Genomic DNA, 26,885 nt, shown 5'->3' with positions numbered 1-26,885 from the left:
CTTTTACGCTACAGATGCACCACACAGGCATCCAGTACCGCCAGTTCAGGCACGTGGTCACGGCCCAGCAATAAGGCTGGCCGGTGTCCGCTGGCGGGCTGCCCTGTCCGGGTGTTTCGGCATACAAATACCACCGGGTACCGGGTCTCTACCGTCAGTAAGTCTTTACTTCCTGAGAAGGTGGTGTAGCCCTGTTTTAATAAGTGCCGGTATCCGGTGTCATTTAAGACAAAGGGAGCGGTCAGCCGGTATACTTTGCCATCCATGATGGTCAGATTGTCGCAGTTGACCTCTTCAAACGCCCCCTGGTCGGCCAAATCGCCCATGCCGGCAATCTCCGCTTTACCAGAACGCTTGTTCTTATTAATGCCAATATCGCTGTAAAAGGCGGTCTGAGCCTGAGTCTGACGTACATGTCGCAAAATCAAATCATGCATGCCGTCTTCGATATTTTCTTCCAGCAAAAAATACTCTGTATCAGGTCGCAGGTTATCAGGTCGTAACAATCCGATGAGCGCGCAGTGCAGCGCCACCACGTTCATATAGCGTGCGGTCTGGCGATGAGGATCCCCCGGACAAGCGCCACTTTCAATCAGTATGGTGGGTGTAACAGCGGCAATCGTGTCGCCAAAACAGCGCGGTGAGTAGCTATCCACATACCGGGCCATGCCTACCTGAAAGTGCTGACGCAGCTGATGATGTATTGTGGCCACCATTTGCATGGCAAACCGGCGTTTATCGTCCACGGTCTCGGCGGCATCAAACGGCGGGGCCAGAAACGCCATGGTCGATGGCAGGCGGGAATGATTGCCGGCACGGTACCACGCATTCTGATCGTGCAGGTTCAGCGCAAGATCAGGTTTGAGCTGTTTGACCTGCTGATTCAGAATAGCGCCTTCGGGCGTTTGCAGGGCCCGGGCATCACGGTTGATATCCAGCCCCTGGGCGTTTTCCCGGCGGCGACTGGCTGCGCCATCCGGGTTGAGCATGATCAGAAAATGAACACTGATTTTATCCTGCCACTGTGCCGGATACAGGGTGTCGGCATGATGGCTGGCAATACTCAGCCAGTCCAGCACAGCCGCTGTGGCGGTGGGCTCATCACCGTGCATTTGGGTCCAGCCCAGCAAGGTGACAGGGCCATTGCCCATACTCAACCTATAAATTGGCGTGCCGTTAAACGAATGCCCGACCACCACAGCGCGCACAGCCGGCGTTCGGGACAGCATCCTGATAACCGGTTCGATATCGGCAAATGTCAGGTGAGGCTTATCCAGTGTGGCAATAGCGTGGCGCCGCAGTAGGGTACAAATCAGGCCGCTGGTGGTCGAGTCGGTCATGATGTGGTTTCCGTTGGTAAGGGCTTGCTTACTTCGTCAAGCAGATAAACAATGTGTTGGTAAGGCACGCCGCCGGCTTTGCTCAGGCCTATCTCACAGGTACGGCTGTTTGAAAAACCGCGCTGGCAGTCATCCGGAATCTGTGACGCTAAGGAGGCAAGCGCAGAGGCATTGAGCTCCGGCAGGTGTAGCCCTTTATCACCGGCAAAACCACAGCACTGAATGTCGGGCGGAATAATCACCCGGCGACTTAGCTGATGAGCCAGCGTGGTCAGTGCGAGTCCCTCATCCAGATGCAGGCTACTGCAGGTCCGGTGAAGCATGACAGGCTCATCTGTCGGTGTGACCGATAACCGGGGCAGGGCGTAATCGAGCAGATACTGACTTAACTCATACACGCTCAGCTCAGGCTGAGCCTGCAGACTGAGTGCACAGGGGCTGGTATCAAAAATAACCGGCCAGCGACCATTTTCGGTCAGCTGCATCAAACGTGCTGTCATGGCGTGCTGATATTGCTGTGCAGCCTGCTGATTTCCTTTGGACTCCCAATTCTGGCCGCAGCACAGCTGTGGATTGTCAGAGGCCAGTATCACTTCTGTACGAGCTTTATTAAGCAGCCGGGTGACTACCTGGGGTAATGGTGTTTGGCCAGATGGGGCGTCAAACAGGCGGTTAGGACAACCGGTAATGTACACGACTTTATCGTCGAACGAGGCGGACACCGGCGGTGTGGTGCTGGCTCCGGCGGGAATTTGTTTGTAATACACCGGAATTTGGTGATTCATTTTGCGTAGCAAACGACTGCTTACCGACACCGCGCTGTCAGGCAGGTAGCGGGTTGTCTTACTGGCTAAATTGAGTAACCGACGGTAGTGAGCATGCTCTGAAGCCAGGTCGTCGGCCAGTGCCTGAGCGGCCAGTGGGGTCTGCTGATGGCGCAGGGACTTAATCCATGCACCGGTATCGATACCCACCGGGCAGCTGGTGGCACACAAGCCAGTCGCCGCGCAGGTTTTCTCACCCAGATAACTGAAATCAGCGGTCACTTCAGCCTGCTCATGGGCCGGCAGCGCTGCGGCCCTGCGCATCAGGGCGATACGCTGTCGCGGCGTCAGAGTAAGCTGGCGTGACGGGCACTGCGGCTCGCAAAATCCGCACTCAATACATTTGTCCACAATCGGGTCAACCGCCGGCATCCGTTTGAGGTGCTGAATGTGTGCCTGGTCATCCTGATTGATAATCACCCCGGGATTAAGAATGTTGTCCGGGTCAATAATCTGTTTGATCTGCTGCATAATGGCCAGACCATCTGCGCCCCACTGATGAACAATAAACGGCGCCATATTCCGGCCGGTACCATGTTCAGCTTTCAGTGTGCCATTAAACTGTTGCGTGACCAGTGCTGCCACATCCTGCATAAAGGCATCGTAGCGCTGCACCTGTTCAGAAGTGTCAAACGCCTGAGTAAACACAAAATGCAGATTACCATCCAGCGCATGCCCGAAAATGATGGCCTCGTCATACCCGTATTGGTCAAACAACGCCTCCAGCGCTGCAATACCACAGGCCAGCTCATCCGGCACAAAAGCCACATCTTCAATAATCACAGTGGTGCCGGTTTCACGCACCGCCCCGACAGCCGGAAACAGACCTTTACGAATGTTCCACAGCAGAACTGCCTGGCGCATATCACCGGTAAACGGGCAGACAGGCCGGGCACTGTCCAGAGCCGGGGTGAGCTCCTCAAGTGCCTGATTCAGGCCAGCCTGATCAGGCGCGCTCAGTTCTATTAACAGTGCCACCTGACCGGCTGCTATGGTTAATTCACCAAACGGGCTGAGCAGGCCGGCTACACTGAGCAGGGCGCGGCTGTCCATTAACTCAACAGCCTCTGCGCCATGTTGCTGTAACACCGGAATGAGGGCACAGGCTTCGCCCGGGCTGTTGAATAAGTACAGGCCGGTGGCTTTGTGCTGCGGTACGGCAATGGTTGCTAAGGTAATGTCGGCAATAAAGCCCAGCGTTCCTTCAGAGCCAATTAGCAGGTGGGTAAGAATATCCAACGGGTCGTCGTAATCCAGCAGGGCATTGAGACCATAGCCCATGGTGTTTTTTAGCCTGAACTGGTGCCTGATGCGCTCGCTGAGCGCTGGATTGTTACGTACTTCATCGCGCAGGGCCGACAGAGCACTAAGCATGGCCTCATGTTTGCGTCTGAACTGACCCACTGAGCGGCGTGAGCGGGTGTCCACACAGGTGCCGTCAGCCAACAGAAACATCATGTCCTTAAGGGTGTGGTAGCTATTGTTTTTAACACCGCAACACATGCCGGACGCATTATTGGCCGCTATACCTCCAATTTTGCAGGTGTTAATGGACGCCGGATCCGGGCCAATTTTGCGCTGGTAGGGTGCCAGTAGCTGATTGACTCTGGCCCCGATAAGACCCGGCTGGAGTTTAATGGCCTTGCCGTCATCAAGGATCTCAGCCTGCTGCCAGTGATCGGAGAGCAGGATCAGCACCGACTCGGTCACTGCCTGGCCGGATAAACTGGTGCCGGCGGCCCGAAAGGTTACCGGCACTGACCAGCGGTTGGCCAGGGCCAGAACCCGGCGTACTTCGTGATGATGATTCAGTTTAAGCACCAGGCGCGGGATCATGCTGTAAAAGCTGGCATCAGTGCTGTAGGCAATTCGGCGGGACAGATCTTCAATACGCTGCTCTGGGCGCAAAAAGCCCTCAAGCTGGGTATGAAAAGCTTCATAATGGCTGGTGGTCGCCGCACTGACTGTTGAGGTCATAAAACTACCTGTGTGTTGATATGTCCCTATTTAAGAAGATTTTGCCGGCGCAGGCAACCGCTGGTGCCGGTATTCACAGTGACACACGCTTAGTCATACAGTAAATACGGTGCGCGCCGGGCTTTAAACGCGTTAAGCTGCGACTCCCAGGAGGCTTTGATCTGTGCCTCGCTGTGCCCTGCCTCAATGGCTTGACGTAAAGTGTTGGTGCCGGCCAGCTTGTCCATAAAGTCTGGCTGCGTGAAAAACGGGACACCGGCTTGCTTAAACTGCTTATACGTATCTATCAGCAGGCTTAAATCCAGCCCTTCGATTGGGCTGCTGCGTAAATCCCTGGCCTGTAGTGGGGTATCCTGTAATTTAGGTGAGGGGGCCTGCGGGCGTGAGCGCGGTATGACTGACAGGGTGCCCAGAGCAACTGCATCATGGCCGATAAGCTGAAAAGGCAGATCAGTACCGCGCCCGATACTGACCGCGGTAGCTTCAAAAAAGCACAGCGACGGATACAGCCGGATGGCGGTGTCATTGGGCAGGTTAGGACTCGGTGGCACCGGCAGTGACCAGGTCATGTCGCGCTGATAATGACGCACCGGAATCACGGTTAAATCCAGTGCCTTGCTGTGCTGTATCCAGCCTTCTCCTTTGATCATCCGGGCCAGTTCGCCCACCGTCATGCCGTGCAGCACCGGTATCGGGTCCAGCCCCACAAAAGAAGTAAACCCGGGCTGGCGAACCGGGCCGTCGACAAACCGGCCATTCGGGTTTGGCCGGTCAAGCACCACCACGGCTACCTGATTTTCGGCCGCAGCTTCCATCACATAATGCAGGGTACTGATATAGGTATAAAAACGGGTTCCTACATCCTGAATATCAAATACCAGCACATCTACGTCTGCCAGCATTTGCGGGGTAGGTTTTTTGTTAGCGCCGTACAACGACACAATCGGCAGGCCGGTTTTATCGTCCCGGGCATCCTCAACCTGCTCTCCGGCGCCTTTTTCACCCCGAAAACCATGTTCCGGTGCCATTACCCGGGTAACATTGACCGACGCGGCCAGCAAACTGTCGACCAGATGCTGCTGGTGGGTACGGGAGGTCTGATTAACGACCACGGCGACCTGTTTGTCAGCCAGCAGCGGCAGATAGGCTGCCGGCTGGTCAGCGCCCACGGTAATAGCCTGAACCGATGCGCATAGCAGGTAACTGAAAAACAGTAAAATACGCATTAGCAATGAGCCTTGAGGGCATGCCGTAAATAGCCGTTTTGCTGACTAAGCAGCGTGCGGGCAGACTCTACATCAAGTCCGGTCAGCACCAGTAAAATAGCCAGTTTAGCCTGCTGGTCAGCCTGTTGTAGCGCATCAGTTGCGGTGGCCTCATCACAATCGGTGGCCTGCATCACGATGCGTCTGGCCCGGGCTTTGAGTTTGTGGTTGGTGGCATTCACGTCCACCATCAGATTCTGATAGGTTTTCCCCTGTTTAATCATGGTGGCGGTAGACAGCATATTAAGCACCAGCTTTTGGGCGGTGCCCGATTTCATGCGGGTAGAACCGGTCAGGGCTTCGGGTCCGACGAGGGGACAAATGGCAACATCGGCGGCCTGCAAAACCGGCGTATTCGGTGAGCAGGCCACACCAATGGTTTTGCAGCCTGTCTGTCTGGCATACGCCAAAGCGCCGGTGACATACGGGGTACGGCCGCTCGCTGACAGGCCAACGACCACATCATGCGCGCTTAACCTGATATCAGCCAGATCCAGTGCGCCTTGTCCGTGATCGTCTTCGGCGCCTTCAACGGCATGCTCAATCGCGGTTTTGCCCCCGGCAATCACGCCCACCACCAGGGTGTCGGGCACCGAAAAAGTCGGCCGGCACTCCACTGCATCCAGAATGCCCAGCCGGCCACTGGTGCCGGCGCCGGTATAAATCAGTCGCCCCCCGTTTTGCAGGGCATCAGCGATATAATCAACCGCCCTGGCAATATCGGGCAGGCAGGCAGCTACTGCCGGTGCTACCTTGTGATCCTCGGTATTGATGGCGGTCACAATGTCCAGCGTACTGGCAGTATCGATGTGCAGGGTGTCCGGGTTACGGCCTTCTGAGATCAGCTGGTTGAGCTGCTCAAGCAGGGGGTCGTGGTGATTCATAATGTTCCTTACAAAAGGTTGGTGTACCACACAGGCACACCATAAAAGAGACAGTGGCACCGCATAACAGTTGCCAGGTAAAAGCCAGGTCAAAATGAGCAGTGTCGGGCAGCCACCAGTGCTGAATGTAAGGCTGGCATAACAGGGGCACAGCAAAACCGCTGAGCAGGGCCGCAGTGACACTGCGCTGGCTGCCACGATGGGTAAAAACAGCCACAAAATAGACGCCCAGCAAACCGCTGTAGGAAAACACCATAACGCCAAGCGCAAACTGTAACAGCGGGGTGCTGGTATATTGCTGCCAGTAAAAACACAGCGCGGCCATCAGGGCCAGCACAACCGCAATACCGGTCATAGCCCAGCGCCCGGCGCGAACTCCCTGGCTGGTGGTTGTGTGGGTATCGTTACGGCCGGGCAAAATATCCTGAACCAGCACACTGGCCATGGCATTTAAGCCAGAATTGAGCGTTGATAACGCCGCGGCAATGATGCCGGTGACCACCAGTCCTTTTACGCCTGCAGGCAAGGCATTTAACACATAGTGCATAAACACGGTTTCTGTCTGGCCCTGAAAAGAGTGAGCCAGCTCACTCAAAGGCAATCCGGTTAAGTCCGGGCGCTGATAAACAATGAACAGCAGCATGCCTGCACAGATAAATAATCCGACCACCGGAATCCCCATGACCACCGACAGCAGCATGGCCCGGGTTGCCTGACGTTTGTTCTGGCAGGTCAGCAGACGCTGGGTCATATCCTGATCAAGCCCGAATGCCGCAATATTCAGCAGCACAAACCCGGTTAGGATGGACCACAGAGAAAAGGTGTTGTCTGCACCCAGACCAGGCTCAGTGTTAAGCCAGGTCAGCTTATCGGGCCCGCCGTCTGCCGGGGTTTGCAGCACTGTGATAATCGTGCTTATGTCAGCGTCAATCTGGTATAGCAGGGTAATGATCACGGCAACCGCCGCTGCGATGTACAGCACCGCCTGCACAACATCGGTATAAATGACTGTACGGATACCGCCGGCCAGGGTGTACAGCAGACCCGTCAGAGTAATAATGCTGATGGCAATCAAGACGCTGGATGGGCTGATGTTACCAAATAACAGCATGGCCACTGCCAGCGCTGCCATATACAGCCGGGCGCCACTGGCAAAGACCCGGCCGCCCAGGTACAGCAGGGCGGCCTGATATTGACTGGCCGCAGAAAACCGCCGGGCCAGTAGCTCGTAAACGGTGTACACCTGATGCTGGTAAAACCGGGGTAACAGCACAGCAGCGACCACGCCAGCGGCAATAAAAGCAGCCAGATTGGTGGTCAGGTAGCTTAAATCTCCCCGGTAGCCCTGATCCGGACCGCCCAAAAAGGTGGCGGCAGACTGCGAGGTAGCCAGTACCGAGATCGCCACCGCCCAGACCGGCATCTGTCGAGAGCCGAGAAAAAAGCCGCTGGTGCTTTGTTCTTTGCGATTGAGCAGCAGACCACTGACCACCAGTAGACATACATAGGCGGCAATGACCAGCATATCAGGCCAGGAAAATGAATTTAGCATAGGTTCGTGATTAAGCTAACACGTTGGTCAGCTTAGAATAATCGACGACTAAAGTATAGGACCGGTGACCGCAGCCTGATTCATGATAAGATTCAGACCAGGACCTGCAGTAAGTAAGTGACAAGCGCCAGTGAGTAGACAAACCCAGGCAATCATCCATGCCGATGCCATTATCCGCAATTTTAAGGCGCTACGTGAGCTGGCACCTGACAGTAAAGCTATGGCGGTGGTGAAGGCGGATGCCTACGGGCATGGTGCTGCCAGTATTGCCAGAATGCTGCGAGATCAGGCTGATGCATTTGCAGTGGCCATTATCGAAGAAGCGATAAAGCTGCGCGAGGAAGGCGTGGATGCGCCCATTATTGTGCTTGAGGGGCCGCATCAGCCCAAAGACTGCCTGGTGGCCGCTGAGCAGGCGCTGACTTTGGTATTACACCATGCACAGCAGTTTGAGTGGGTAGCTGACTATACCTCGGATAACCCTCCGGCATTATGGCTCAAAGTGGACACCGGTATGCACCGGTTAGGCGTGCATCCTGATGAAGTGAGCGGTTTGCTGGAGCAATATCAGGCGCTGATCCGGCCGGGCATGGTGCTGGTCACCCACATGGCTTGTGCTGATGAGCTGGATAACCCGCTGACTCGTGAGCAGATTCAAAAAATTCAACAGCTGGCGGTCAGTACGGGGCTACCACTGAGTATCGCCAATTCGCCCGCTACTATAGCCTGGCAGGACGCCCATAGTGCGTGGAACCGGCTGGGGCTGGCTATGTATGGATGTAATCCGGTCGACCGTGATACCGGGCTGGCATTGTCACCGGCCATGACGCTGCGCGCCAGTGTTATCGCCCTGCGCGATATTCCGGCTGGCCAGAGCGTGGGGTACGGGCAGGTATGGACAGCCTCACGACCCAGTCGCATCGCCACTATCGGTATTGGTTATGCTGACGGCTATCCCCGCCACTGCCCCAGTGGCACACCAGTATTGGTCAATCAGCAGCGAGCACCATTAGCCGGGCGTGTATCGATGGATATGCTCAGTGTGGATGTGACTGATTTACCTGAAGTTAAAATTGGTGACAAAGTAGAGCTTTGGGGGCAGAATCTGGCTGTTGATGAGATTGCCCGATACGCCGGTACCGTGTCCTATGAACTGGTGACCCGGGTCTCTTTACGGGTGCCACGGGTGGTAAAATATCTTTAATCACACTGAACCAGTCACCCTCTAGTCTGGTACTAATACATCATGCTTAAGCCGTTTCTTCATGCCTGCCAGTGATGTAATTTACATGGGATTTCTCGCCAGTCTGTGTGCCAGTTTTGGGACCACGGTCGGGAGTCTTGGTGTGTTTACCATTCGCCAACTCTCGCGCAAGATGGAGGACGGGCTGTTGAGTTTGGCGGCAGGGATTATGCTGGCAGCGTCGTTTTTTTCCTTACTGCTACCTGCACTGGAGCACGCCGGTAGAGATTATGGCTCTGAGCTCATTGGGGCACTGGCTGTGGGGGCAGGGACTCTGCTCGGAGCCGCTGTGTTATACGCTATTCATCAGTATGCGCCGCATCAGCACTTTGATTCGCGTCGGGAAGGTAGTAATAAGTACAAACTGGGGCGCATCTGGTTATTTGTGATTGCCATTACCCTGCATAATTTTCCGGAAGGTCTGGCAGTGGGGGTGGGGTTTGCCGGTGGCGAAGTGAAAAACGGCGTTACCCTGGCCATTGGTATTGGTTTACAGAATATTCCTGAGGGGCTGGCGGTGGCAGTGGCTTTACTTTCAGTAGGGTACACCGCGCTACGTTCAGCGCTGATTGGGATTGCTTCCGGGCTGATTGAGCCGGTAGGCGGGTTAATAGGAGCAACAGCCGTATCCAGTGCTGCTGTTCTTATGCCCTGGGCATTGGCGTTTGCTGCCGGTGCCATGTTGTTTATCATCAGTGACGAGATTATCCCTGAGACCCATAACAACGGGAATCAGAACCTGGCAACGTTTACGTTGATGGGGGGCTTTGTCCTTATGATGATACTGGATACTGCGCTTTAGCCTAAAGGATAAAGGTAAAGCATTCTTTATCTCGTTATATTGACTGTGTTGCGCAACACTCGGATGCCTTTTTGTTGTAAGGATACAGTCAATAACAAACAAGAGGTTTTTCTATGCGGACTTCCTATTCTCGTCATCGTGTTAATAGGGGTGTGTTTTCGAAGCCCATTCCGAAAAAAGCAACCAAGTAATCCTCATATTCCTGCCCGGCGCTTGCGCCGGGTTTTTTATTTGTTCTGCTGCACCCAGCGTATCCTCGCCAGATTCTGCACAGCGATGGCTGTCAACCTGCTAGTTTTGGGGCTGCACCTGGCCGTCTGTCATATCAGGCTCAACATGGCTGCTTTGCGGCTTGGCGATATAACGCTCCGGGCGGTGGTTTAGAGAAATCACCATGTTCAGACACACGGCTGCCAGCACACTGATCATCACCAGTGGCCAGTCAATAAAAGCCAGGGCGCTAAGTAAAATCACAGTGTCTACACTGAGCTGAAATGTACCGGCTCGCACGCTGTATCTGGATTGCAGGTAAAACGCCAGAATGCCGAGGCCGCCCAGGCTGGAGCTGTGTCTGAACATAATAAGCATACCCACGCCTATCAATAACCCGCCAAAGACCGCAGAAAAAATCGGATCGGCATGGGAAATATCCACAAAGCGTGGGATGAGATCGGACAGAACCGACACCGTAGTAACCGAAACAAATGTATTAATTGTGAAGCGCTTACTGATTTGGGTCCATGCCAGAGCGTAAAAAGGCAAATTAATAATAAAAAACAAAGCACCAAAGTCAGCAGAAAAGGCATAGGTGCCCAATAATGCCAGACCTGCTGCGCCCCCGACCATCAGGTCTTGCGACTGAAACAGGTATACCCCGAATGTGACAAATAACCCGGCACTGACAAGTGCAAACAGGTCCTCAATAAATCCATGACTGGCTTTTTGCATAATTAAATTAATCCGAAATTTATTCTGATTAAAAGACCAGCGGATTATACGTGCTTGTTACTGATAACCGCAGTCGGGTCCCCGTGTCCGTTTTGGTGCAACAGCCACCAGTGGTCAGGAACCTTTACGATATTTTAAGGAGGTGTTTTTATTGTGTTTTAAGGATGTAAAATTAAGCGGTGCGCAGACAGTAAAAAGGCGTCCTGCAACGCCTTTATCAATTAAAATGGTTTGTTTACGAATTCTGCGCGGGGAAAAAGTAATTGCGCATAACTGGCATTGGAGCGCAGGTAGCGATCTGAAAGCCAGATCTCAACACTGTCATTTGCATCAGTGAACAATGTCAGACATTCCTGAGATACCTGAATGCGACTGATATTTTGCTTAGAAACAAAGGTGGTAAAACCGGCAAACAGGCGGGATAGGCTGTTGTGTCTGATGCCAACCACACCATCCATTTCAGCCAGCACGTAGGCCGGGCGATTCAACCGGTTGGAACTCATTGCCCACAGGTTTGCTAATACATAAAAACCAAAAATTGCACCACTTACACAAAGATAGACAGACATACGCTTGCCCCTCTTGGAAATTCAAACATGTATTAAAAAATAAAAACTTAATACGCTTGTTGTTTCACAAAAATGCTTAACAAATTATATACAATCTACGCGTTAATTCCTACTTATCAGTAATAGATTTGTCGTAAAAAGTTCATCTTTCGCTAAGCCACCCAGCTGAGAGCCTTTAAAAATGGCAATGTTTTAAAAATAATCTGAATAATTATCAACAGCTTATAATTACAGGGTTTAATACAAAAATTTAACAATTAAGGCGTTTTTGCTGCTGTGGAAGCTGACGGCAGAATGCAAACTCTGACGTTGGGAATACGCAAACGCAAAAAAGCTTCTACAGCCGGAAAATACAATGAACAAAACTGTATTTCTGGTATCACTCCGTTACGGCTGTTATAGGGCAACTGCAATACTGCACGGTCTTGCTGACGATGCAGAAAAACCGTATTAATCTGTTCAATAGCAATGACATGCTCTTCAATATTCAGATGACCACTGTCGATAAATAAAAGCGTCCACGGGCTGCCAGGTTTAATTTCACTGTCAGGAATACTTCGGCACAGCATAAAAAAAGACAACGCGGCTGGGGCAATGGCCAGCCACCAGTAGCTGGTAGATTGAAAATACATAGCGGAAACTGCCGTAAAGACACCGGCACAAACAATAACCGGCCAGCACAACAGATATTTGGGTACCCCTGACAGCATCTGATTCGGTTTGTTCATCATGCCACGCTCCTGAAATTCCCCTGAACTACCAGACCCGCTTTTGGGCCCGGAGTATAGAGTGAAAGTTAGAGCAAAAGGCAGCGCAGGGAAACTGAACTTTAGACTGAAATTGGATCGGTTTAGTGGCTAGTCTCTGGGCCTGCGTTTATGCTGTTCGTATAATTTGGCTTCTTTTAAAAAGGCATACATGGCATCAATCGTGGCGTGAATTAATCCCGACGGGCCTGACAAAAACTGTTTTCTGAGGATATATTCTTTAAAAAACATCAACGGGAATACCGTGAACAGTTTGAGCAGCGAATATTGCTTACCACGCTGAAACTTTTCCTGTGCCCCCAGCGATGAGTAACTGTTTTGCTTGCCCATATAGGTCGCCACATCATCATACCCGTAATGCCTGATAAGTCCGCTGGCATGTGCCACCTTACCGGCGGTAATGACATTTTCGTGAACCAGTCGATCCAGCGGGTAGTGGGTCATGTCACGTTTGAATACTCTGACAATAGAGCGCTTGTGGGCAGCGCTGTGCAAAGACTGTCCGATAAACACATCATCAAAATAAACCCGGATCGCATCGCAGTGACCGGCATCAACCATGTGCTGTATTTCTGCGGCCAGAGAAGCGGGTACTACCTCGTCACCATCCAGGTTAAAGCACCAGTTATTGCGACAGGCTTGCAACGCAAAAGCTTTTTGGCGGGCAAAGCCCAGCCACGGCTGATGAATGACGGTGGCCCCATGACGCCTGGCGATGTCGACCGTATCATCGGTTGAGCCTGAATCTACCACAATAATTTCATCAAACTGACTCACTGCGCTGAGCACGTCATCCAGTGTGGCAGCCTCATTGAGCGTGATCAGAAAAACACTGATTGGTGTGTGACTCATGCGGACTTCCTGTCGGCTGATGAACCCTTATCCTGTTCACACTGCTGTTTGGCTTCGTCCTGCATTTGCAGTGCAGCCAGAGCAGCATATTTATGAAAGGCATACTGGCCGAGCACTAACGCCATAAAAAAGCCGGCTTTGCCATCCAAAATGCCGCCACGAATAAGATATTGCTGCAGAAAATCGGTGATAAAGCGAAAGGCGGCGTAAGGCAACGAGCCACGCTTGCCTCTGGCAAATTTTTCTTCGGCCAGGATGCAAGCATACTTGAGGTGTTTTTCCTGCAAATGCTGGTAGGTTCGCCAACTGAAATGCTTGAGCGGCTGGGTCAGGGTGCGCACCTTAGGCTCAGGGATTTGCAGCACTTCATGCACCTGAGAGTTTTTGAACTGTACGCCTTCGGTATGTAAAAACAGCTTGCCCTGCGGGGTTGAATACCGGCCGCGTTGCATTGGCTTACCAAACAGATAGGTCTGCCAGGGAATCTTAATAAAATTATCGGTCAGATTTTCTTCACCCAGTAGCTGCTCAATTTCAGCCTGAAGTGCCGGTGTGACAAGCTCATCGGCATCCAGATTCAGCACCCACTCGTGGCGGCATTTCTGCAGCGCACGGTTGCGCTGCGGGCCATAGCCGGGCCAGTCTGTCTGATAGACTTCATCAGTATATTTACGGCATAGTTCTACCGTGCCGTCGGTGCTGCCAGAGTCCAGAATGATCAGTTGGTCAACCCAACCAGCCAGGCCTTGCAGGCAGGTTTCTATTCGGTCCGCTTCATTACATACAATCAAAAAACAGGAAAGAGGGCGTCGTTGCATTATTCCGGTGCCAGCTATAGAGCCGGATAGTCGCCCGGCCCTGCATTGTAAAAACGCTAGTGTGGCACAGCTTTAAACAACGAATCAATTTTCCTGTTCAATATGCCCCGGCGTATTGAGGTAATACAGTACCGTCAGGTTGGCAATAAACCAGATATCCTTAATGATAAACATGCCGGTACCCGATAACACGCCCTGGTCCAGTGCGCCGGGGTATGACACTAAAAATGTTTGGGTAGTGATAAAAACTGCTGCGCACATTAACAAGCCGGGAATGAGAAGAGCACGGAAACACAGCCCTGTCCCCAGCACAATCAGCGCCAGTAAATCGTAAATACCAATCACGTTTGACGTGGTCTGCACATCCATCAACAGATACATCCAGCTCATCAGCGGGGAGCTGGCCACCAGAGGCTCGATACCCTGTGCTTCGGGCAAAGTAAATTTCATGCCGCCAATCCATAATAAAACCAGCGCAACCGGTAGGTAATTCAGCATGTTGCGAATATTGTGATAGCGGCCGGCGGGTAACAACAAGGTCAAGGCCAGACTCAGCAACGCAAAATATTTGATAATCCCCTGACCGGAGCCAATGGCCGGAAAACCGCCTAAGCTTTCCATCCAGTGCTCAGACCCCAGCAGGGTCAGTAATGGCAATACAGCGATAACAATTAATACATAGCAGGCAGGATGGTGCAGTTGCGGTATTGCGTGCGCAACAAGGATGGCGGTGCCACCTGTCAGTAATATTATTGCGGCGACATAATGGCCCATGGGCAGATTGGCCAGATAATACCAGTTAAGCACCACCGGCAGTGTGCGGGAGATATCATGAAACAGGCTCAGGCACAGGGCGAGTAAAGGGATGGCGATAAGCAAACGGATCAGCAAAACCGGGGGCATAGTCATTCTTAGTGAGTCAGGTTGCTGATAAAGACCTCACTGATGCGCAGAAACTTTCACTCCGGTGCGCTGTACAGACTCTTATCTGTCGCTGATATTATTTTGTGCCCGGTTTGACGGGCCTTCAGGGACGGGGTTCTTGTTCATCATCAATGATCTCCGGTGCCGGTGCGCTGGCCAGCGCGGTGCGCTCTTCTTTGGTCAGTACATGCGGGGTCACAACCGGTTGGCCATGCTCATTAAAAAACGCCGATGTGGCATGTTTGCCACTTAAGCGGGCGGTGGCAACAATTTTGATAAAGCGCCAGATATTGCCCGGCAGCCCTTTGGCTACCGGCTTGGGGGAGCCGTTTGCAGAATGGGTGTGAACAACTGCCATCCGGCCGGGAAAATCTTTGGGAATACGGTGGGTGGTCAAAAGATTATCTACCAGACCAATAAAGGCCAGAGCGTGGCTGGGCAGGGTGTTGCCTATTGGCGTATTACAACAAGATGCATACCAGCGTAGCAGGCCCCGCGGGCTGAGCCTGACCACGGCCAGGTGCTCCATGCCCCGGGTAAAGCGCACCCGGTGTGCGGCAACCTGCACAATATGGGTGCCTCCCTGATCATTTAACATTGCACTTTGGCGGCGTAAATAGCGTGCAAATGCCTGACAGTCTTTGCAGTAGCACAGTACCCGGCTACAGGTGCCACCCTCAAGCACAACGCCCTGAAGTTTTTGACACTGACAAGAAAATGGATGTGGCATAAATAAAATTCCCGTGATGCTGTGCTCAGGCCGGTTGCCATAGTTCAATAGGGTTGCCTTCAGGATCATAAAGGCGGGCAAAGCGGCCGTTCGGGTAGGTTTGCGGGTCTGGTGTCACGGTAATTCCCGCCGCGGTGAGCTGGGCTATCATGGCTTCCAGGTCAGCAACCCTGAAATTCAGCATCCACTGCTTTTTATCATTACCAAAGTAGTCACTGTCCCGGGCGAAAGGCGCAAATACTGTCGGACCTGCCTGCTGCGTCCAGACCGGATCAGTGTAATTATCCGGTACCAGACTCACTCCCAGATGCGTTTCATACCATCTGGCCAGTGCGCCCGGATCATCTGCCCGAAAGAAAAAGCCTCCAAAACCGGTAACCTGCTGCATATGCCCTCCTGCTTACACCTGATGTCCGCTAAGTGTTTGCTGCATAGTGATAAAGCCGGGTTGCTCTGCTACCCGCGCCAGCCACTGTTCAATGGCCGGATAAATGGCCAGTTCAAAGCCGCCTTCGTCAGCCACATGGGTGTAGGCGTATAGTGAAACATCTGCTGTGGTAAAGCTATCCCCGGCAATAAAGGGCTGGCCGGCTAGTTGCTGCTCCATCACCGCGAGGGCTTTATGCCCGCCTTCCTGCTTGGCCTGATATTCTGCCACACGCTCAGCCGGCAGCTTCAGATACTTGTTGATGTAACGGGCGACAGCAATATACGGCTCATGGCTGTACTGTTCGAAAAACTGCCACTGTTGTACCTGGGCGCGCAGAAAGGGGTCATCCGGCACAAGATGACTGCCGTCAGCCAGATAGTTGATGATAGCATTGGACTCGCTCAGACAGCGACCGTCATCCAGCTCCAGCAAAGGAATCTTGCTGTTGGGGTTTTTCAGTTTGAAGGACGTGGTATGTGTATCGCCGTTGAGAATATCAGTATGAATCCAGGCATGAGCAATGTTAAGCAGGTTCATAACCAGCTTCACCTTGTAACAGTTACCTGAATGTAAATCGCCATAAACCTGCATGCCTTGCCTTTAGTGTCAGGGTGACTAATTTATAATCACACTGTAGCGTAAGCACACAAGGCTGAAAACTGTTTATTAGGATTACCTGAAGTCGTAATGTTGCATAGAGAAGCCGTGGGTACGCTTATGGGTATAAAAAAATACCACTAAGCCGGGCCAGGAGGTAAATAAAACAATCAGGGTCCAGAACATCTTCTGAAAATTATGCACCCGCTCAGAGAGCATGACAGACAGCGGAGGAATAACAATAAACAGTAACATACAGCCCAGTATAAAAAGCTCTGCTTGAGTATATGGCATGGGGCTTCTCCTGATAACAGCAAATCCGTATAAGTACACATTGGCTAAAATTTGTACTTTTACTATAGCGAACCGGCGTCCTTTTTAGTTATGTTTTTATATACCTGTGTAAGCGTGGTCCGATGTTGTCCGGGAAGGTAACTCGCCAAACAGACGATGGTATTGTTTGCTGAACTGGCTAAGGTGATAAAACCCGTGGTCAAATGCCACATCGGCAATACATCGCCTTGTATCATTAGACTGCAAGGCCCGGCGCACCTGATTCAGTCGGCGCGCCTGTAAAAAGCGGGCCACAGAGACTCCATAGTGGTTGCACCATATCCGGTGCAGTGCCCGCGGCGAGATACCCGCGATGGCGGCCAGTTCTGCAACAGTAATACTGGCTTCATCATCAACCTGCGCCAGATAATCGTTAAGTGCAGTGAGTGCGCGATGACGTTGGTGCGGACCGGGCATGGCGTCACCGGGGGCATGCAATAAACGACTGAGTGTGCTGACCAGTAACTGTTCATGCGTTTTACTTTGCCAGCGGTTTTCACACTGGCCAACCAGCAGCGTCATATAGCGTCTTAATGCCTCTGCCTGAGGGCTGACCAGCGTCTGGGCAAAATCCTCTGGCGCTGTTTCAGCCTGACCAGGCAGCGTGGCCGGTGCAATGACCACACCGAATAATGTGCTGTGGCAGTCGGTTGCCAGTTCAAAGTCAACGCCGCCGGGGCGCACCATAATCGTATTGGCATCGGCCTGCTGCTGGTTAATGCTGACCCGCTGGGGGCGGGCGCTGAATCCCAGCCAAATAGCCCCATCGGGAACCCGGCAATATTGTTGAAGTGCCTGACTGGTCTGTTCTTCAAACAGGTGAAAAGCGCCCAGCTCAATATGCGTCATGGCGCCGCTAAACGCCCCGTCGGAGAGCTGATTGTACTCCTGCTGCCACTGTGGCAGCTGCCCCGCCTGTTCATTCACATCCTGCGTAATAGCAGTGCACCACGTTGGTGAGTTGCACCTTGATTGGTCGTCAGACTGTTGCACCTGTTTTGCCCTATGTCTGTGCGGTGTTGGTCAACACCCTGATTTTACTGGCTTAACCGGGGCTGCCGATTGTTGATACTGCGGTGGAACGTGTCTGGCAACCCCATGATGATTGTGGTGCTGCAAACAGCGCACCAGCACAAAAACCATTGAGAGTAGTTATGACAGCACGATTTACATGCCGGCAGGGTGCCAGAACATACCAGTTTTCATCGCTGGCGGACCTGATGGCCAAAGCCACCCCTGAACGTTCCGGCGATCAACTGGCTGGTGTTGCCGCCGGCAGCGCACAGGAGCGGGTTGTGGCGCAAATGGCGCTGGCGGATTTGCCGTTGAGCACATTTTTACAGGAAGTGGTCATTCCCTATGAAAGTGATGAAATTACCCGGCTGATTATCGACAGCCATGATAAGGCGGCATTTGCCCCTATTAGTCATTTAACCGTGGGCGATTTTCGAAACTGGTTATTGTCAGATGCGGCAACACCTGAGGTGCTTACCGCCATCCGTCCGGGACTGACTCCTGAGATGACCGCGGCGGTCAGCAAAATTATGCGTAACCAGGATCTGATTCTGGTGGCCCAGAAGTGCCATGTTAAAAGTGCGTTTCGTAATACCATTGGTCTGCCAGGCCGGCTATCCACCCGGCTTCAGCCAAATCATCCGACCGATTCTGAAAATGGCATTGCCGCGACCATCTTTGATGGCCTGATGTATGGCAACGGCGATGCGGTTATCGGCATTAATCCGGCCACCGACAATGTGCCTCAGGCGGTGCGCTTACTCAAACTGATGGATGATGTCATCAATCATTATGACATTCCGACCCAGTCCTGCGTGCTGACTCACGTCACCAATACCATTGAGGCCATTGAACTGGGCGCGCCGGTAGATCTGGTTTTTCAGTCTATTGGCGGCACTCAGGGCACCAACGACACCTTCGGGGTCAACCTGTCGATTCTGCAGGAAGCGTATGATGCAGCCCAGTCACTTAAACGTGGCACGGTGGGCAACAATGCCATGTACTTTGAAACCGGGCAGGGCACGGCATTATCGGCCGATGCTTTTCACGGGATCGACCAGCAAACCTGCGAAGCGCGGGCTTATGCGGTAGCGCGCAAGTTTAACCCGCTGCTGGTAAACACCGTGGTGGGCTTTATCGGTCCTGAATACCTGTTTGACGGCAAACAGATTATCCGTGCCGGCCTGGAAGATCATTTTTGCGCCAAACTACTGGGCCTGCCGATGGGATGCGACATCTGTTACACCAACCATGCCTATGCTGATCAGAATGATATGGATAACCTGCTGACCCTGTTAGGCACCGCTGGCTGTTCATTTATCATGGGGATCCCCGGCTCTGACGACATCATGCTCAATTACCAGACCACCTCTTTTCACGATGCCCTGTATGCACGTAAGGCGCTGGGACTAAAGCCGGCGCCGGAGTTCGAGCAGTGGCTGACCAAAATGCAGATTTTCGATAGTGTGGATGAGGTCAGGCTGAGTAACAGTAATCAGTCACCGCTGGCCCGTTCACTGACACGCCTGGGGCAGGAGGTCTGATGAAAAATAACGCACAGCCAGAGTCAGTGTTGTCATCTCAGGATGACGTGACCCAGCCTAATCCCTGGCAAGAATTAAAAGCATTTACCTCGGCGAGGATTGCGCTGGGCCGGGCCGGCACCAGTATCCCGACCAAACAGATGCTGGCGTTTCAGCTGGACCATGCCCGGGCGATGGATGCGGTGCATGGTGCTTTGGATATCCCCGCTTTGCTGGGTAATCTGAAAGACAGTGCGCTTATCAGCCAGCATTGTGCCGGTGAGGCGATGGCGCTGAGTAGTCGCGCCCAGGACCGGTTTGACTATCTGCAGCGTCCGGATAAAGGCCGTCAGCTTAACGAAAATAGCTGGCAGGCATTATGTGACTACCGCGCCACCACAGATACCCCGTTTGATTTAGCGATTGTAGTGGCCGACGGGCTGTCTGCCACAGCGGTCAGCCGGCATGCTCAGCCGGTCATTGAAGGGCTGCTGAGCTTACTTGGCAATGATGAGCGTCACTGGCAGGTGGCGCCGGTGACCGTGGTCAGCCAGGGGCGTGTGGCTGTGGGCGATGATGTGGCAGAGTGCCTGAATGCGTCACTGGTACTGATACTCATTGGGGAGCGTCCCGGACTGACCTCACCTGACAGTATGGGGATGTACCTGACCTGGCAAGCCCGACGAGGCGCCCGGGAGTCCTCCCGCAACTGTATTTCCAATGTACGGCCGCAGGGGCTTAATTATCCCGAAGCCTGTCAGAAAGCTTTTTACCTGATGAGTGAGGCGCGCACCCGACAACTGACCGGCGTGAACCTTAAAGATCGCTCATCCACCCTTGATAACAACGCCACGCTGGGCCAGCAGTCAGGCTCCAGCTTTTTAGTGGCAGCGCCAACTAACACACAGGAATAAACATGTCTGATCAAACAACCTATCTTGCCAAACGGCAACTAAAACGGGGCTCCGCTGGCTGGTTAATGCTGGCGGGACTGGGCGTCTCTTATGTGATATCCGGTGACTTTGCCGGCTGGAACTTTGGCATCGGTCAGGCTGGCTGGGGCGGATTTGTTATTGCAGCCATTGCCATGGCGGTGATGTATCTGACCCTGGTACTGTCACTGGCCGAAATGTCCTCATCCATTCCTGCCGCCGGGGGTGGTTACAGCTTTGCCCGACAGGCGATGGGCCCGGCCGGTGGCTTTTTTACCGGACTGGCGGTACTGATTGAATACGCGCTGGCGCCGGCCGCTATCGTGATTTTTATCGGCGCAGCGGTGAATGAATTGCTGGGCATAGACGGGCCGCTTGTCTACGCGGCTTTTTATGCGGTGTTTATTGCGATTCACTGTAAAGGCGTGGGGGAAGCGCTCAAAGTCATGATGGTGATAAGTGCACTGGCAGTGCTCGCGATACTGGCTACCGGGGCCGCGCTATTGCCGGCATTTGATGCTGATAATCTGTTTGATATTGCGGCGACTGCCGGTAATACCGACAGCTTTCTGCCATTTGGCTGGTATGGGGTATGGGCGGCGCTACCGTTTGCCATGTGGTTATTTCTGGCTGTTGAAGGTGTGCCGCTGGCCGCCGAGGAAGCCAAAAATCCTGAACGTGATGTCCCTAAAGGCATTATCGGCGCCATGCTGTTTCTGCTGGTCACCGCGGTGGCCGTGGTGGTTTTACTGGCAGGCGCGGTGGGGGCCAAAGTGATTGGTAATAGCGCTGTGCCGCTGGTGGATGCACTGAACATCCGTGGTTTTGGTGGCCTGGCAACCTCGGTAAACATTCTGGGACTGGCCGGGCTGGTGGCCTCGTTTTTCTCTATCATCTATGGTTACAGCCGTCTGGTGTTTGCCTTGTCGCGGGCGGGCTACTTTCCGCAGAGTCTGTCACTGACCAATCAGAATAAATCGCCGGTACGGGCGCTGGTGGTGCCTGGTATCTTTGGTTTTCTGGTTTCATTGAGCGGGGAAGGAGACCTGATTCTGGCAATGGCAGTGGTGGGCGCCACGATTTCTTATGCTCTCATGGCGCTAAGTCATATTCTACTGCGGGTGAAGCAGCCGGACATGGCCCGTCCGTACAAAACACCCGGTGGCATGGTCACCTCATCCATTGCACTGGTGCTATCGCTAATCGCGCTAACTGGTGTTTATGCTTTTGACCCCAAAGCCTTTTTCTTAACAGGCGGATTGTTTCTGGCGGGTGGCCTTTACTACGCATTTTATGCCAGACGGCATCTGGTAGCCGGTTCGGCAGAAGAAGAGTTTGCCATGCTATCAAGCGCCGAAGCAGAGCTTAAAGCAAACTAAAGCAGCAGTGTTGAATCGATAGCAGTAAACTGGCTGGCTGCCTGTTGCAAGGATGCAGCAGACAGCTCGCTGACTCCGTAAACCTCAACCGGAATCTGATAACGGTGCTGAATACGGCTGACCAGAATGTCAAAATCCCCGTCACCTGACACCAGAATCATTTTATCTGAGTCAGCAGCCAGTTCCATCATGTCTACTGCAATTCCCACATCCCAGTCGCCTTTGGCCGAGCCGTCGGAGCGCTGAATAAAGGGTTTGAGTTTTACCTCAAATCCAATCCCGCGCAGTATATTCTGAAACTGTTTTTGTTTTTCATCGCCGCGGGTAGTGGCATAGGCAATAGCCTGAGTGATGGTGCCCTGAGCGGCTATCTGTGCCCAGAAAGCGTTGTAGTCAAAATGCTTTTTAAATGCGCTGCGGGTGGTGTAATACACATTCTGAACATCGACAAAAATAGTGATTTTTTTCATTAAGCCAAAATGACCGGCGGCCTGTTATTTCAATAATAGGGTTGATGATGGACATCCCGCCGGTGAAAGTAAATCTATTCCTTTGCCTGCAACTCACTTAGATGCAACTGCTGCTGGGTCACGCGCTGTCCTTTTACATCCTTTAAGCCAATAACAATGGCCGGGTCCGGTGATTCCCAGTCAATGTTAATAAAGCCATAATTTACCTGGTAGGTAGCCTGACCCACCCGGTGCTGGTTCGGACTGACATGTTTCCACTCCTCGGTCAGTCCTGAGCTGGTGACTTCCCACAGCGGATAGGGCAGATTGTCATCTACCCGGGATATTTCACCCCAATGAGTGTCGCCACTTATCATGATCACGCCACTTATCTGATGCTGGTTGATAAAATTAAGCAGGCGCTGGCGATCGTAAGGATAGTTAGCCCAGGCTTCCCAGCCGGTAAATTCGGGCAGCACCTGCAAACTCGAGGCAATAATTTTGATTTCGGCTGGTTTTTTCAGCTCGCTTTCCAGCCATTGCCACTGAGCCTCTCCCAGCATACTGGCCTGTGGGTCGTCATGCACCGCATAAGGCCCCTGATGGTCAGGTTTACGCTGCTGCTGGTAGACCTGTTCACTGACAGCATTGATAGGCGGCCGGTTCCAGCGTAAATCCGGCATAATGACCGCAATACGCTTATCGTCCTCACCAAACCGGCGGCTGGTGTAAATACCATCGGGGCGCTGACGGCGCGCAGAGTCAGCCGGGGTGTTAAAAAAGTCCAGCATGATCTGTCGGGACGCTTCTTTTTGCGGGTACTCGGCGCCACCATCATTCTGGCCAAAATCATGGTCGTCCCAGATGGCCATGACCTCGTGCCTGCCCATTAGCTGACTAAAGCCGGGCTGCGCCCCCAGTTGTTGATACTTTTGTTTCAACAGGTGCATGTCCTGGGTATCGCCATAGATGTTGTCACCCAAAAACAGAAAAACATCGGCCTGTTCTTTATTGATAGCCTGTAAAATAGGCATTGGCTTGGCCTGATGACTGCAGGAGCCAAACAGTATTTTATCCGGTGTAGTCGCCAGAGCCTGAGCGCTGAGCAGACTGCTCAGTAGTGCCAGACCGGCAGAGATAATCGGCTTCATGGTTTGTCTCCGGTAGTCAGTAATATTTCAATGGGCGGGTGTATATCGGCACGAAACTGCTCAGGTTGCTTACCCAGCAGCTTCAGCGCGGTGGCAGCAACCTGAGACAGCGTATACGTGGTATCGGTATTGTTAAGCTCGCCGTGGCCGGCGATATCCGCGCCCACGGCTGCCAGCCAGATGTTTTGTGAGCCCACAATGCCATCGGGCGCCTGCTCAGCCATCTCTGGATATTTTTTTAAAATCGCCTGACGGGAGCTATGATGCTGCCAGTCCTGCAGGGTGCTGCCACGGCCATGGTCGGTGGTAATAATAAGCGCGGTATTGTTTTTATAGACATCCATTGACTGCAGGGTGTCCCACAACTCGCTAATCCGGGCATCCGCGCGATGTATCGCCCGTATGTACTGCGCATAATTACCGTCGTGGGCAAAATCATCGCTTTCGCCCAGGCTGATGTACATGACGCGGGGCTGGTGGGTTTTGATGTGATTGATGGCAAAGTGATGGGTGAACGCATCCAGACGCACCGTATCCCAGGGGCTGGGAATTTGGTGTTGCAGTGTATTGAGCAGTGCTATAGATGGTGAATCGCCGGCGGCAGACTCAAAGCCGGCATTGATATGCAACCCCGAACGGTCGCGATTAAAAATAGCCGGAAAGACATCCCAGCTGGCAAACACACCAAATGGCTTGTTAAAGCCTGGCTGCGGCTGAAGCCATTCTAAAAAACTAACATTAGGGTTGGGCACTTTATCGTTACTGTCGATAGCATTATCAACCTGACCGGTAATCAGCTCATTGTAGCCCGGATAAGAAAAATACCAGGGGTTTGTCACCTGCATCACCGAACCTTTGTCCTGATTACCAATAATGGTGCCGCTGGCTTGCAGGGTTTGCCATAAAAATGGCATCAGTTTGCGGCGTTTTTCATTGGTGCTGGCACCAGTGAAGTCCTGTTTCAGCGCGTCGGGCTGACTGACGGTGTTCGGCTGAATCAGACTTTCATCGATGCCGCGAAACACTTCCTGCCAGCGAACCCCGTCAAGGGTAACAATGACCAGATTGTTGGCGCTAAAGGCAGGCAGGGGCAGCAGTGTAAGCAGCCCCAAAATAAATAAATAAGCACGTAACACGAAGATTCACCTTATAAAAAAAGCAGCCGTGAGGCTGCTTTTTGTCATCAAAGCAGGATGATTAGAATGAGAATTTCAGGTTGGCAGCAGCAGTGCGCGGTGCGCCTATCCAGCCAGACTGACCGGCAATCCCGCCGATATAGCTTTCATCGGTCAGGTTGTTGATGGTCAGGCGCAGTTCTAAATCCTGTACTCCGTCAAAAGGAGCCTGTAAGGCGACACCGGCATAAAAATCAACAGCGGTATAGGCATCAACCCGCTGGGTATTCAGTGCGTCCATAAAGCGTTCGCCCACATACTTACCTGACAGTCCGGCAAAGTAGTTGTCTTTGGCCCAGTTGGCGCTCAGTACAAACAGGTCTTCGGCTGAGCCAAATACGGTATTGCCATTCGGGAAGCTGTCCAGGTCACCGGTATAGGTTGAATCGTTGTATGTGTAGGAGCCGTACAGACTCCAGTTGCTGTTTACATACCAGGTCGCCGACGCTTCAATACCATCAGACTCAATACCGCCCACGTTGACGAACTGACCGCTGGTACCAATCAGAAAATCGATGCCGTCAGGCGAGTCCGGAGCAATAAAGGTCAGGCGGTTATCAAAGGTAATGTCGTAGTAGGTGATACTGGCCGAAAACAAGCTTGAGCTGTAGCGCAGGCCCACATCAATATTGTCGGCTGTTTCCGGCTCAACACTTTCAAGAGCAGATGCATCCCGTTCCAGCACGGTGTCTTTAATGGCTGCGAAGTTTTCTGCATAACCGGCAAAGACTTCCAGATTCTCAAACAGCGGCACCACAATACCGGCACTTAACAGCGTGTCAGAGTCTGAATCAACACTAACAGTATCGCGCTCACCAAAAACATCCCGGGCTTCCAGATCGACCAGGAATTTTTTGGCGCCCACTCGCAGACGCGCCATACCCAGGTCAATTTCATCTTCCAGATAGAACATCGTGGTATCAACCGTAAATTCACGGCTGTACTGCACCCAGTAAGGCGAATTGTCGAAGTTAGCCGATACCCGTGGTTCAATCTGGCGATGCCAGTCACGGTATTCCTCACGCTCGTAATCTTCGTACCAGAAACCACCTCGCAGGGTATTGTCGAACTCACCAATTTGGGTGTACCAGGAAAAATCAGCATTAATGCCCACCCGATCCTTACCATAGTGAGTATGGCGATAAGAGGCGACCGGTACTGCTCCGTTGGCATAACAGGCTGGGTCATACTCAGCGCCGGCGCCACCGTAAGGGAATGTCAGGCTGGATTCACAACCGGCCTGGGGTGTCAGGGCGTTGCCCTGGGCATCAACATAGTACAGACGCCCCAGTGCTTCGCCCCCATAATAGGTTGTACCAGATTGCAGCTCTGTATTCGGGCTGCTGCCATCGTCGTTAACATCCACTACATACGGAGGCACCCAATCGCCATTCCCCTCATTGTGGTGGTAATACACATTGGCAGACAGGTCCAGATTGTCCAGAGCGTACTCACCCTGTAAATAGGCAAAGGTATTTTCGCGGTGTGTTTGCCAGCCGTTACGATATACCTGATTAATATAAGGCACATCGGTGACCTGACCAATCAGGCGGTCCCAGGTGGGATCCTGCTCAAACTGTTCCAGGCTGACCCGCTGATAATTGGCTTCAACAGCATCGTCGTAAGAGGCGTATGCTGTCAAATCCAGCTTGCCGATACGACTGATAACCTTGGCCGCCAGATGATCGTGCTCATTGTCTGCCACTTCTTGAATCCAGTCTGTGTTACTGGATGTGGATGCGCTAATCCAGGCATAGGTTTCCGGAGCAATTTCACCGGTTTCATAACGTACAAAATACTTCTGTGCTTCAAAATCACCCTGAGTAATGCTGAATGTCAGGCGCTCATCGCTACCCGGATCCATGGTGGTGAAATTAAGCGTACCACCCAGCGCCTCGTTGGAACGAGAGGCCACATCGGCCGTACCCTGAGACACTTCCACCGTGCCCAGGTTTTCTGTATCAATATACCGGTTAGCTTTGGAGCCGCCGCCGTAGTTGGAGTTGCCGTTAGCAATACCATCAATGGTAATACCAATTTGCTGCTCATCCAGACTAAGCTGAAAACCACGAATTGACACGGTAGTAGACCAGTCATCAGAGCCAAAGGTATCCCCTTCGTTGATCATCACGCCAGGCAGGTTATCAATCACTGACAGCGCGCTGGTCATAGCGCTTTGCTGCTGGACCATTTCTGAACTTACCGCGTTGTTAGCATAAGAAACACTGCGCCCAACCACAGTCACTTCTTCAATGGTTTGTTCACTGGCGGGCGCGGTACTGGCCACCGCCTGCTGACTCAGCGCTACAGCAACCGCAGCGGTAAGCATGTTGAGTTTATTGATGTGCGTCATATGTGTGTTCCGGTTTTTTATGTGATTTTGAAAACGCGGCAGAGTATGGGAGGC

General features: G+C 52.7%; 25 protein-coding genes. 5 read left to right on the top strand and 20 right to left on the bottom strand.

The window, feature by feature from the left end; genetic code table 11:
* Positions 1-8 precede the first annotated feature (8 nt).
* The 5 genes from EZV72_RS16295 to EZV72_RS16275 all read right to left on the bottom strand — a co-directional run bounded on the left by EZV72_RS16295 (position 9) and on the right by EZV72_RS16275 (position 7,842).
* Positions 9-1,340 (bottom strand): M14 family zinc carboxypeptidase, encoded by a 1,332-nt coding sequence (locus tag EZV72_RS16295; protein ID WP_137168224.1) that lies wholly within the window; start codon positions 1,338-1,340, stop codon positions 9-11.
* Complete coding sequence (locus tag EZV72_RS16290; protein WP_137168223.1) at positions 1,337-4,141, bottom strand: FAD-binding and (Fe-S)-binding domain-containing protein; 2,805 nt, start codon at positions 4,139-4,141, stop codon at positions 1,337-1,339. Before EZV72_RS16290 ends, EZV72_RS16295 begins: the two co-directional genes overlap by 4 nt.
* A gap of 89 nt (positions 4,142-4,230) precedes the next feature.
* On the bottom strand, positions 4,231-5,367 hold the full coding sequence (locus tag EZV72_RS16285) for an exo-beta-N-acetylmuramidase NamZ family protein (protein WP_137168222.1): 1,137 nt from the start codon (positions 5,365-5,367) through the stop codon (positions 4,231-4,233).
* Positions 5,367-6,290, bottom strand: coding sequence for an N-acetylmuramic acid 6-phosphate etherase (murQ, locus tag EZV72_RS16280; RefSeq protein ID WP_137168221.1), 924 nt, complete (start codon positions 6,288-6,290; stop codon positions 5,367-5,369). The genes EZV72_RS16285 and murQ overlap by 1 nt, the downstream gene beginning before the upstream one ends.
* Positions 6,265-7,842 (bottom strand): sodium:solute symporter, encoded by a 1,578-nt coding sequence (locus tag EZV72_RS16275; protein ID WP_137168220.1) that lies wholly within the window; start codon positions 7,840-7,842, stop codon positions 6,265-6,267. Before EZV72_RS16275 ends, murQ begins: the two co-directional genes overlap by 26 nt.
* 130 nt (positions 7,843-7,972) lie before the next feature.
* On the opposite strand from EZV72_RS16275, the gene alr reads away from it, so the two are divergent.
* On the top strand, positions 7,973-9,046 hold the full coding sequence (gene alr / locus EZV72_RS16270; RefSeq protein WP_137168219.1) for an alanine racemase: 1,074 nt from the start codon (positions 7,973-7,975) through the stop codon (positions 9,044-9,046).
* A 142-nt stretch (positions 9,047-9,188) separates the two neighbouring features.
* A complete protein-coding gene (locus EZV72_RS16265) occupies positions 9,189-9,887 on the top strand; it encodes a ZIP family metal transporter (protein WP_232364448.1) in 699 nt (232 codons plus the stop codon).
* A 291-nt stretch (positions 9,888-10,178) separates the two neighbouring features.
* Here EZV72_RS16265 and EZV72_RS16260 read toward each other — a convergent pair whose 3' ends face one another.
* From EZV72_RS16260 to EZV72_RS16210, 11 genes are all read right to left on the bottom strand, one after another.
* A complete protein-coding gene (locus EZV72_RS16260; RefSeq protein WP_137168217.1) occupies positions 10,179-10,835 on the bottom strand; it encodes a YitT family protein in 657 nt (218 codons plus the stop codon).
* A 221-nt stretch (positions 10,836-11,056) separates the two neighbouring features.
* Positions 11,057-11,404 carry a hypothetical protein gene (locus EZV72_RS16255; protein ID WP_137168216.1) on the bottom strand — a complete coding sequence of 116 codons (348 nt, stop codon included), beginning with the start codon at positions 11,402-11,404 and terminating at the stop codon, positions 11,057-11,059.
* Between the two features lie 257 nt (positions 11,405-11,661).
* Positions 11,662-12,135 carry a hypothetical protein gene (locus tag EZV72_RS16250; RefSeq protein ID WP_137168215.1) on the bottom strand — a complete coding sequence of 158 codons (474 nt, stop codon included), beginning with the start codon at positions 12,133-12,135 and terminating at the stop codon, positions 11,662-11,664.
* A gap of 126 nt (positions 12,136-12,261) precedes the next feature.
* Positions 12,262-13,023 (bottom strand): glycosyltransferase family 2 protein, encoded by a 762-nt coding sequence (locus EZV72_RS16245; RefSeq protein ID WP_137168214.1) that lies wholly within the window; start codon positions 13,021-13,023, stop codon positions 12,262-12,264.
* On the bottom strand, positions 13,020-13,841 hold the full coding sequence (locus EZV72_RS16240) for a glycosyltransferase family 2 protein (protein ID WP_137168213.1): 822 nt from the start codon (positions 13,839-13,841) through the stop codon (positions 13,020-13,022). Before EZV72_RS16240 ends, EZV72_RS16245 begins: the two co-directional genes overlap by 4 nt.
* Before the next feature lie 84 nt (positions 13,842-13,925).
* Positions 13,926-14,744, bottom strand: a complete 819-nt coding sequence (locus EZV72_RS16235; RefSeq protein WP_175405145.1) for a DUF417 family protein — start codon at positions 14,742-14,744, stop codon at positions 13,926-13,928.
* A 124-nt stretch (positions 14,745-14,868) separates the two neighbouring features.
* Positions 14,869-15,495: a DUF6151 family protein gene (locus EZV72_RS16230; RefSeq protein ID WP_137168211.1), complete on the bottom strand. Its 627-nt coding sequence runs from the start codon at positions 15,493-15,495 to the stop codon at positions 14,869-14,871.
* 25 nt (positions 15,496-15,520) lie between these two features.
* Complete coding sequence (locus tag EZV72_RS16225) at positions 15,521-15,883, bottom strand: VOC family protein (RefSeq protein WP_137168210.1); 363 nt, start codon at positions 15,881-15,883, stop codon at positions 15,521-15,523.
* 12 nt (positions 15,884-15,895) lie between these two features.
* Complete coding sequence (locus EZV72_RS16220) at positions 15,896-16,516, bottom strand: glutathione S-transferase family protein (protein ID WP_137168209.1); 621 nt, start codon at positions 16,514-16,516, stop codon at positions 15,896-15,898.
* Positions 16,517-16,597: 81 nt separating this feature from the next.
* Positions 16,598-16,816 carry a hypothetical protein gene (locus EZV72_RS16215; protein ID WP_137168208.1) on the bottom strand — a complete coding sequence of 73 codons (219 nt, stop codon included), beginning with the start codon at positions 16,814-16,816 and terminating at the stop codon, positions 16,598-16,600.
* A 96-nt stretch (positions 16,817-16,912) separates the two neighbouring features.
* Positions 16,913-17,782, bottom strand: coding sequence for a helix-turn-helix domain-containing protein (locus EZV72_RS16210; RefSeq protein WP_137168207.1), 870 nt, complete (start codon positions 17,780-17,782; stop codon positions 16,913-16,915).
* 227 nt (positions 17,783-18,009) lie between these two features.
* Here EZV72_RS16210 and EZV72_RS16205 point away from each other — a divergent pair, with 227 nt between their 5' ends.
* The 3 genes from EZV72_RS16205 to eat are packed head-to-tail and all read left to right on the top strand — an operon-like array spanning position 18,010 to position 21,703.
* Positions 18,010-19,413: an ethanolamine ammonia-lyase subunit EutB gene (locus EZV72_RS16205; RefSeq protein WP_137168206.1), complete on the top strand. Its 1,404-nt coding sequence runs from the start codon at positions 18,010-18,012 to the stop codon at positions 19,411-19,413.
* The gene (gene eutC / locus EZV72_RS16200) at positions 19,413-20,306 is read left to right on the top strand and encodes an ethanolamine ammonia-lyase subunit EutC (RefSeq protein ID WP_137168205.1); all 894 of its coding nucleotides are present in this window, start codon (positions 19,413-19,415) and stop codon (positions 20,304-20,306) included. Before EZV72_RS16205 ends, eutC begins: the two co-directional genes overlap by 1 nt.
* A gap of 2 nt (positions 20,307-20,308) precedes the next feature.
* Positions 20,309-21,703, top strand: coding sequence for an ethanolamine permease (eat, locus tag EZV72_RS16195; RefSeq protein WP_137168204.1), 1,395 nt, complete (start codon positions 20,309-20,311; stop codon positions 21,701-21,703).
* Here eat and EZV72_RS16190 read toward each other — a convergent pair.
* From EZV72_RS16190 to EZV72_RS16175, 4 genes are all read right to left on the bottom strand, one after another.
* The gene (locus EZV72_RS16190) at positions 21,700-22,173 is read right to left on the bottom strand and encodes an NYN domain-containing protein (RefSeq protein ID WP_137168203.1); all 474 of its coding nucleotides are present in this window, start codon (positions 22,171-22,173) and stop codon (positions 21,700-21,702) included. The two genes, eat and EZV72_RS16190, sit on opposite strands and share 4 nt — an antisense overlap.
* Positions 22,174-22,247: 74 nt before the next feature.
* Positions 22,248-23,303: an alkaline phosphatase D family protein gene (locus EZV72_RS16185; protein WP_137168202.1), complete on the bottom strand. Its 1,056-nt coding sequence runs from the start codon at positions 23,301-23,303 to the stop codon at positions 22,248-22,250.
* Positions 23,300-24,439 (bottom strand): alkaline phosphatase family protein, encoded by a 1,140-nt coding sequence (locus EZV72_RS16180; RefSeq protein ID WP_137168201.1) that lies wholly within the window; start codon positions 24,437-24,439, stop codon positions 23,300-23,302. Before EZV72_RS16180 ends, EZV72_RS16185 begins: the two co-directional genes overlap by 4 nt.
* A gap of 61 nt (positions 24,440-24,500) precedes the next feature.
* Positions 24,501-26,831 (bottom strand): TonB-dependent receptor domain-containing protein, encoded by a 2,331-nt coding sequence (locus EZV72_RS16175; protein ID WP_137168200.1) that lies wholly within the window; start codon positions 26,829-26,831, stop codon positions 24,501-24,503.
* Positions 26,832-26,885: the final 54 nt, after the last annotated feature.

It is taken from the genome of Salinimonas lutimaris (assembly GCF_005222225.1).
Classification (GTDB): domain Bacteria; phylum Pseudomonadota; class Gammaproteobacteria; order Enterobacterales; family Alteromonadaceae; genus Alteromonas; species Alteromonas lutimaris.
Note: the sequence above shows the minus strand (reverse complement) of the source record. Positions and strands in the feature narration are given on the sequence as shown.

What these genes read in the sequence shown, in the direction of transcription:
- EZV72_RS16295 (WP_137168224.1), bottom strand. Translation starts at nt 1,340, where the DNA reads ATGACCGACTCGACCACCAGCGGCCTGATTTGTACCCTACTGCGGCGC.
- EZV72_RS16290 (WP_137168223.1), bottom strand. Translation starts at nt 4,141, where the DNA reads ATGACCTCAACAGTCAGTGCGGCGACCACCAGCCATTATGAAGCTTTT.
- EZV72_RS16285 (WP_137168222.1), bottom strand. Translation starts at nt 5,367, where the DNA reads ATGCGTATTTTACTGTTTTTCAGTTACCTGCTATGCGCATCGGTTCAG.
- murQ (WP_137168221.1), bottom strand. Translation starts at nt 6,290, where the DNA reads ATGAATCACCACGACCCCCTGCTTGAGCAGCTCAACCAGCTGATCTCA.
- EZV72_RS16275 (WP_137168220.1), bottom strand. Translation starts at nt 7,842, where the DNA reads ATGCTAAATTCATTTTCCTGGCCTGATATGCTGGTCATTGCCGCCTAT.
- EZV72_RS16260 (WP_137168217.1), bottom strand. Translation starts at nt 10,835, where the DNA reads ATGCAAAAAGCCAGTCATGGATTTATTGAGGACCTGTTTGCACTTGTC.
- EZV72_RS16255 (WP_137168216.1), bottom strand. Translation starts at nt 11,404, where the DNA reads ATGTCTGTCTATCTTTGTGTAAGTGGTGCAATTTTTGGTTTTTATGTA.
- EZV72_RS16250 (WP_137168215.1), bottom strand. Translation starts at nt 12,135, where the DNA reads ATGATGAACAAACCGAATCAGATGCTGTCAGGGGTACCCAAATATCTG.
- EZV72_RS16245 (WP_137168214.1), bottom strand. Translation starts at nt 13,023, where the DNA reads ATGAGTCACACACCAATCAGTGTTTTTCTGATCACGCTCAATGAGGCT.
- EZV72_RS16240 (WP_137168213.1), bottom strand. Translation starts at nt 13,841, where the DNA reads ATGCAACGACGCCCTCTTTCCTGTTTTTTGATTGTATGTAATGAAGCG.
- EZV72_RS16235 (WP_175405145.1), bottom strand. Translation starts at nt 14,744, where the DNA reads ATGCCCCCGGTTTTGCTGATCCGTTTGCTTATCGCCATCCCTTTACTC.
- EZV72_RS16230 (WP_137168211.1), bottom strand. Translation starts at nt 15,495, where the DNA reads ATGCCACATCCATTTTCTTGTCAGTGTCAAAAACTTCAGGGCGTTGTG.
- EZV72_RS16225 (WP_137168210.1), bottom strand. Translation starts at nt 15,883, where the DNA reads ATGCAGCAGGTTACCGGTTTTGGAGGCTTTTTCTTTCGGGCAGATGAT.
- EZV72_RS16220 (WP_137168209.1), bottom strand. Translation starts at nt 16,516, where the DNA reads ATGCAGGTTTATGGCGATTTACATTCAGGTAACTGTTACAAGGTGAAG.
- EZV72_RS16215 (WP_137168208.1), bottom strand. Translation starts at nt 16,816, where the DNA reads ATGCCATATACTCAAGCAGAGCTTTTTATACTGGGCTGTATGTTACTG.
- EZV72_RS16205 (WP_137168206.1), top strand. Translation starts at nt 18,010, where the DNA reads ATGACAGCACGATTTACATGCCGGCAGGGTGCCAGAACATACCAGTTT.
- eutC (WP_137168205.1), top strand. Translation starts at nt 19,413, where the DNA reads ATGAAAAATAACGCACAGCCAGAGTCAGTGTTGTCATCTCAGGATGAC.
- eat (WP_137168204.1), top strand. Translation starts at nt 20,309, where the DNA reads ATGTCTGATCAAACAACCTATCTTGCCAAACGGCAACTAAAACGGGGC.
- EZV72_RS16190 (WP_137168203.1), bottom strand. Translation starts at nt 22,173, where the DNA reads ATGAAAAAAATCACTATTTTTGTCGATGTTCAGAATGTGTATTACACC.
- EZV72_RS16185 (WP_137168202.1), bottom strand. Translation starts at nt 23,303, where the DNA reads ATGAAGCCGATTATCTCTGCCGGTCTGGCACTACTGAGCAGTCTGCTC.
- EZV72_RS16175 (WP_137168200.1), bottom strand. Translation starts at nt 26,831, where the DNA reads ATGACGCACATCAATAAACTCAACATGCTTACCGCTGCGGTTGCTGTA.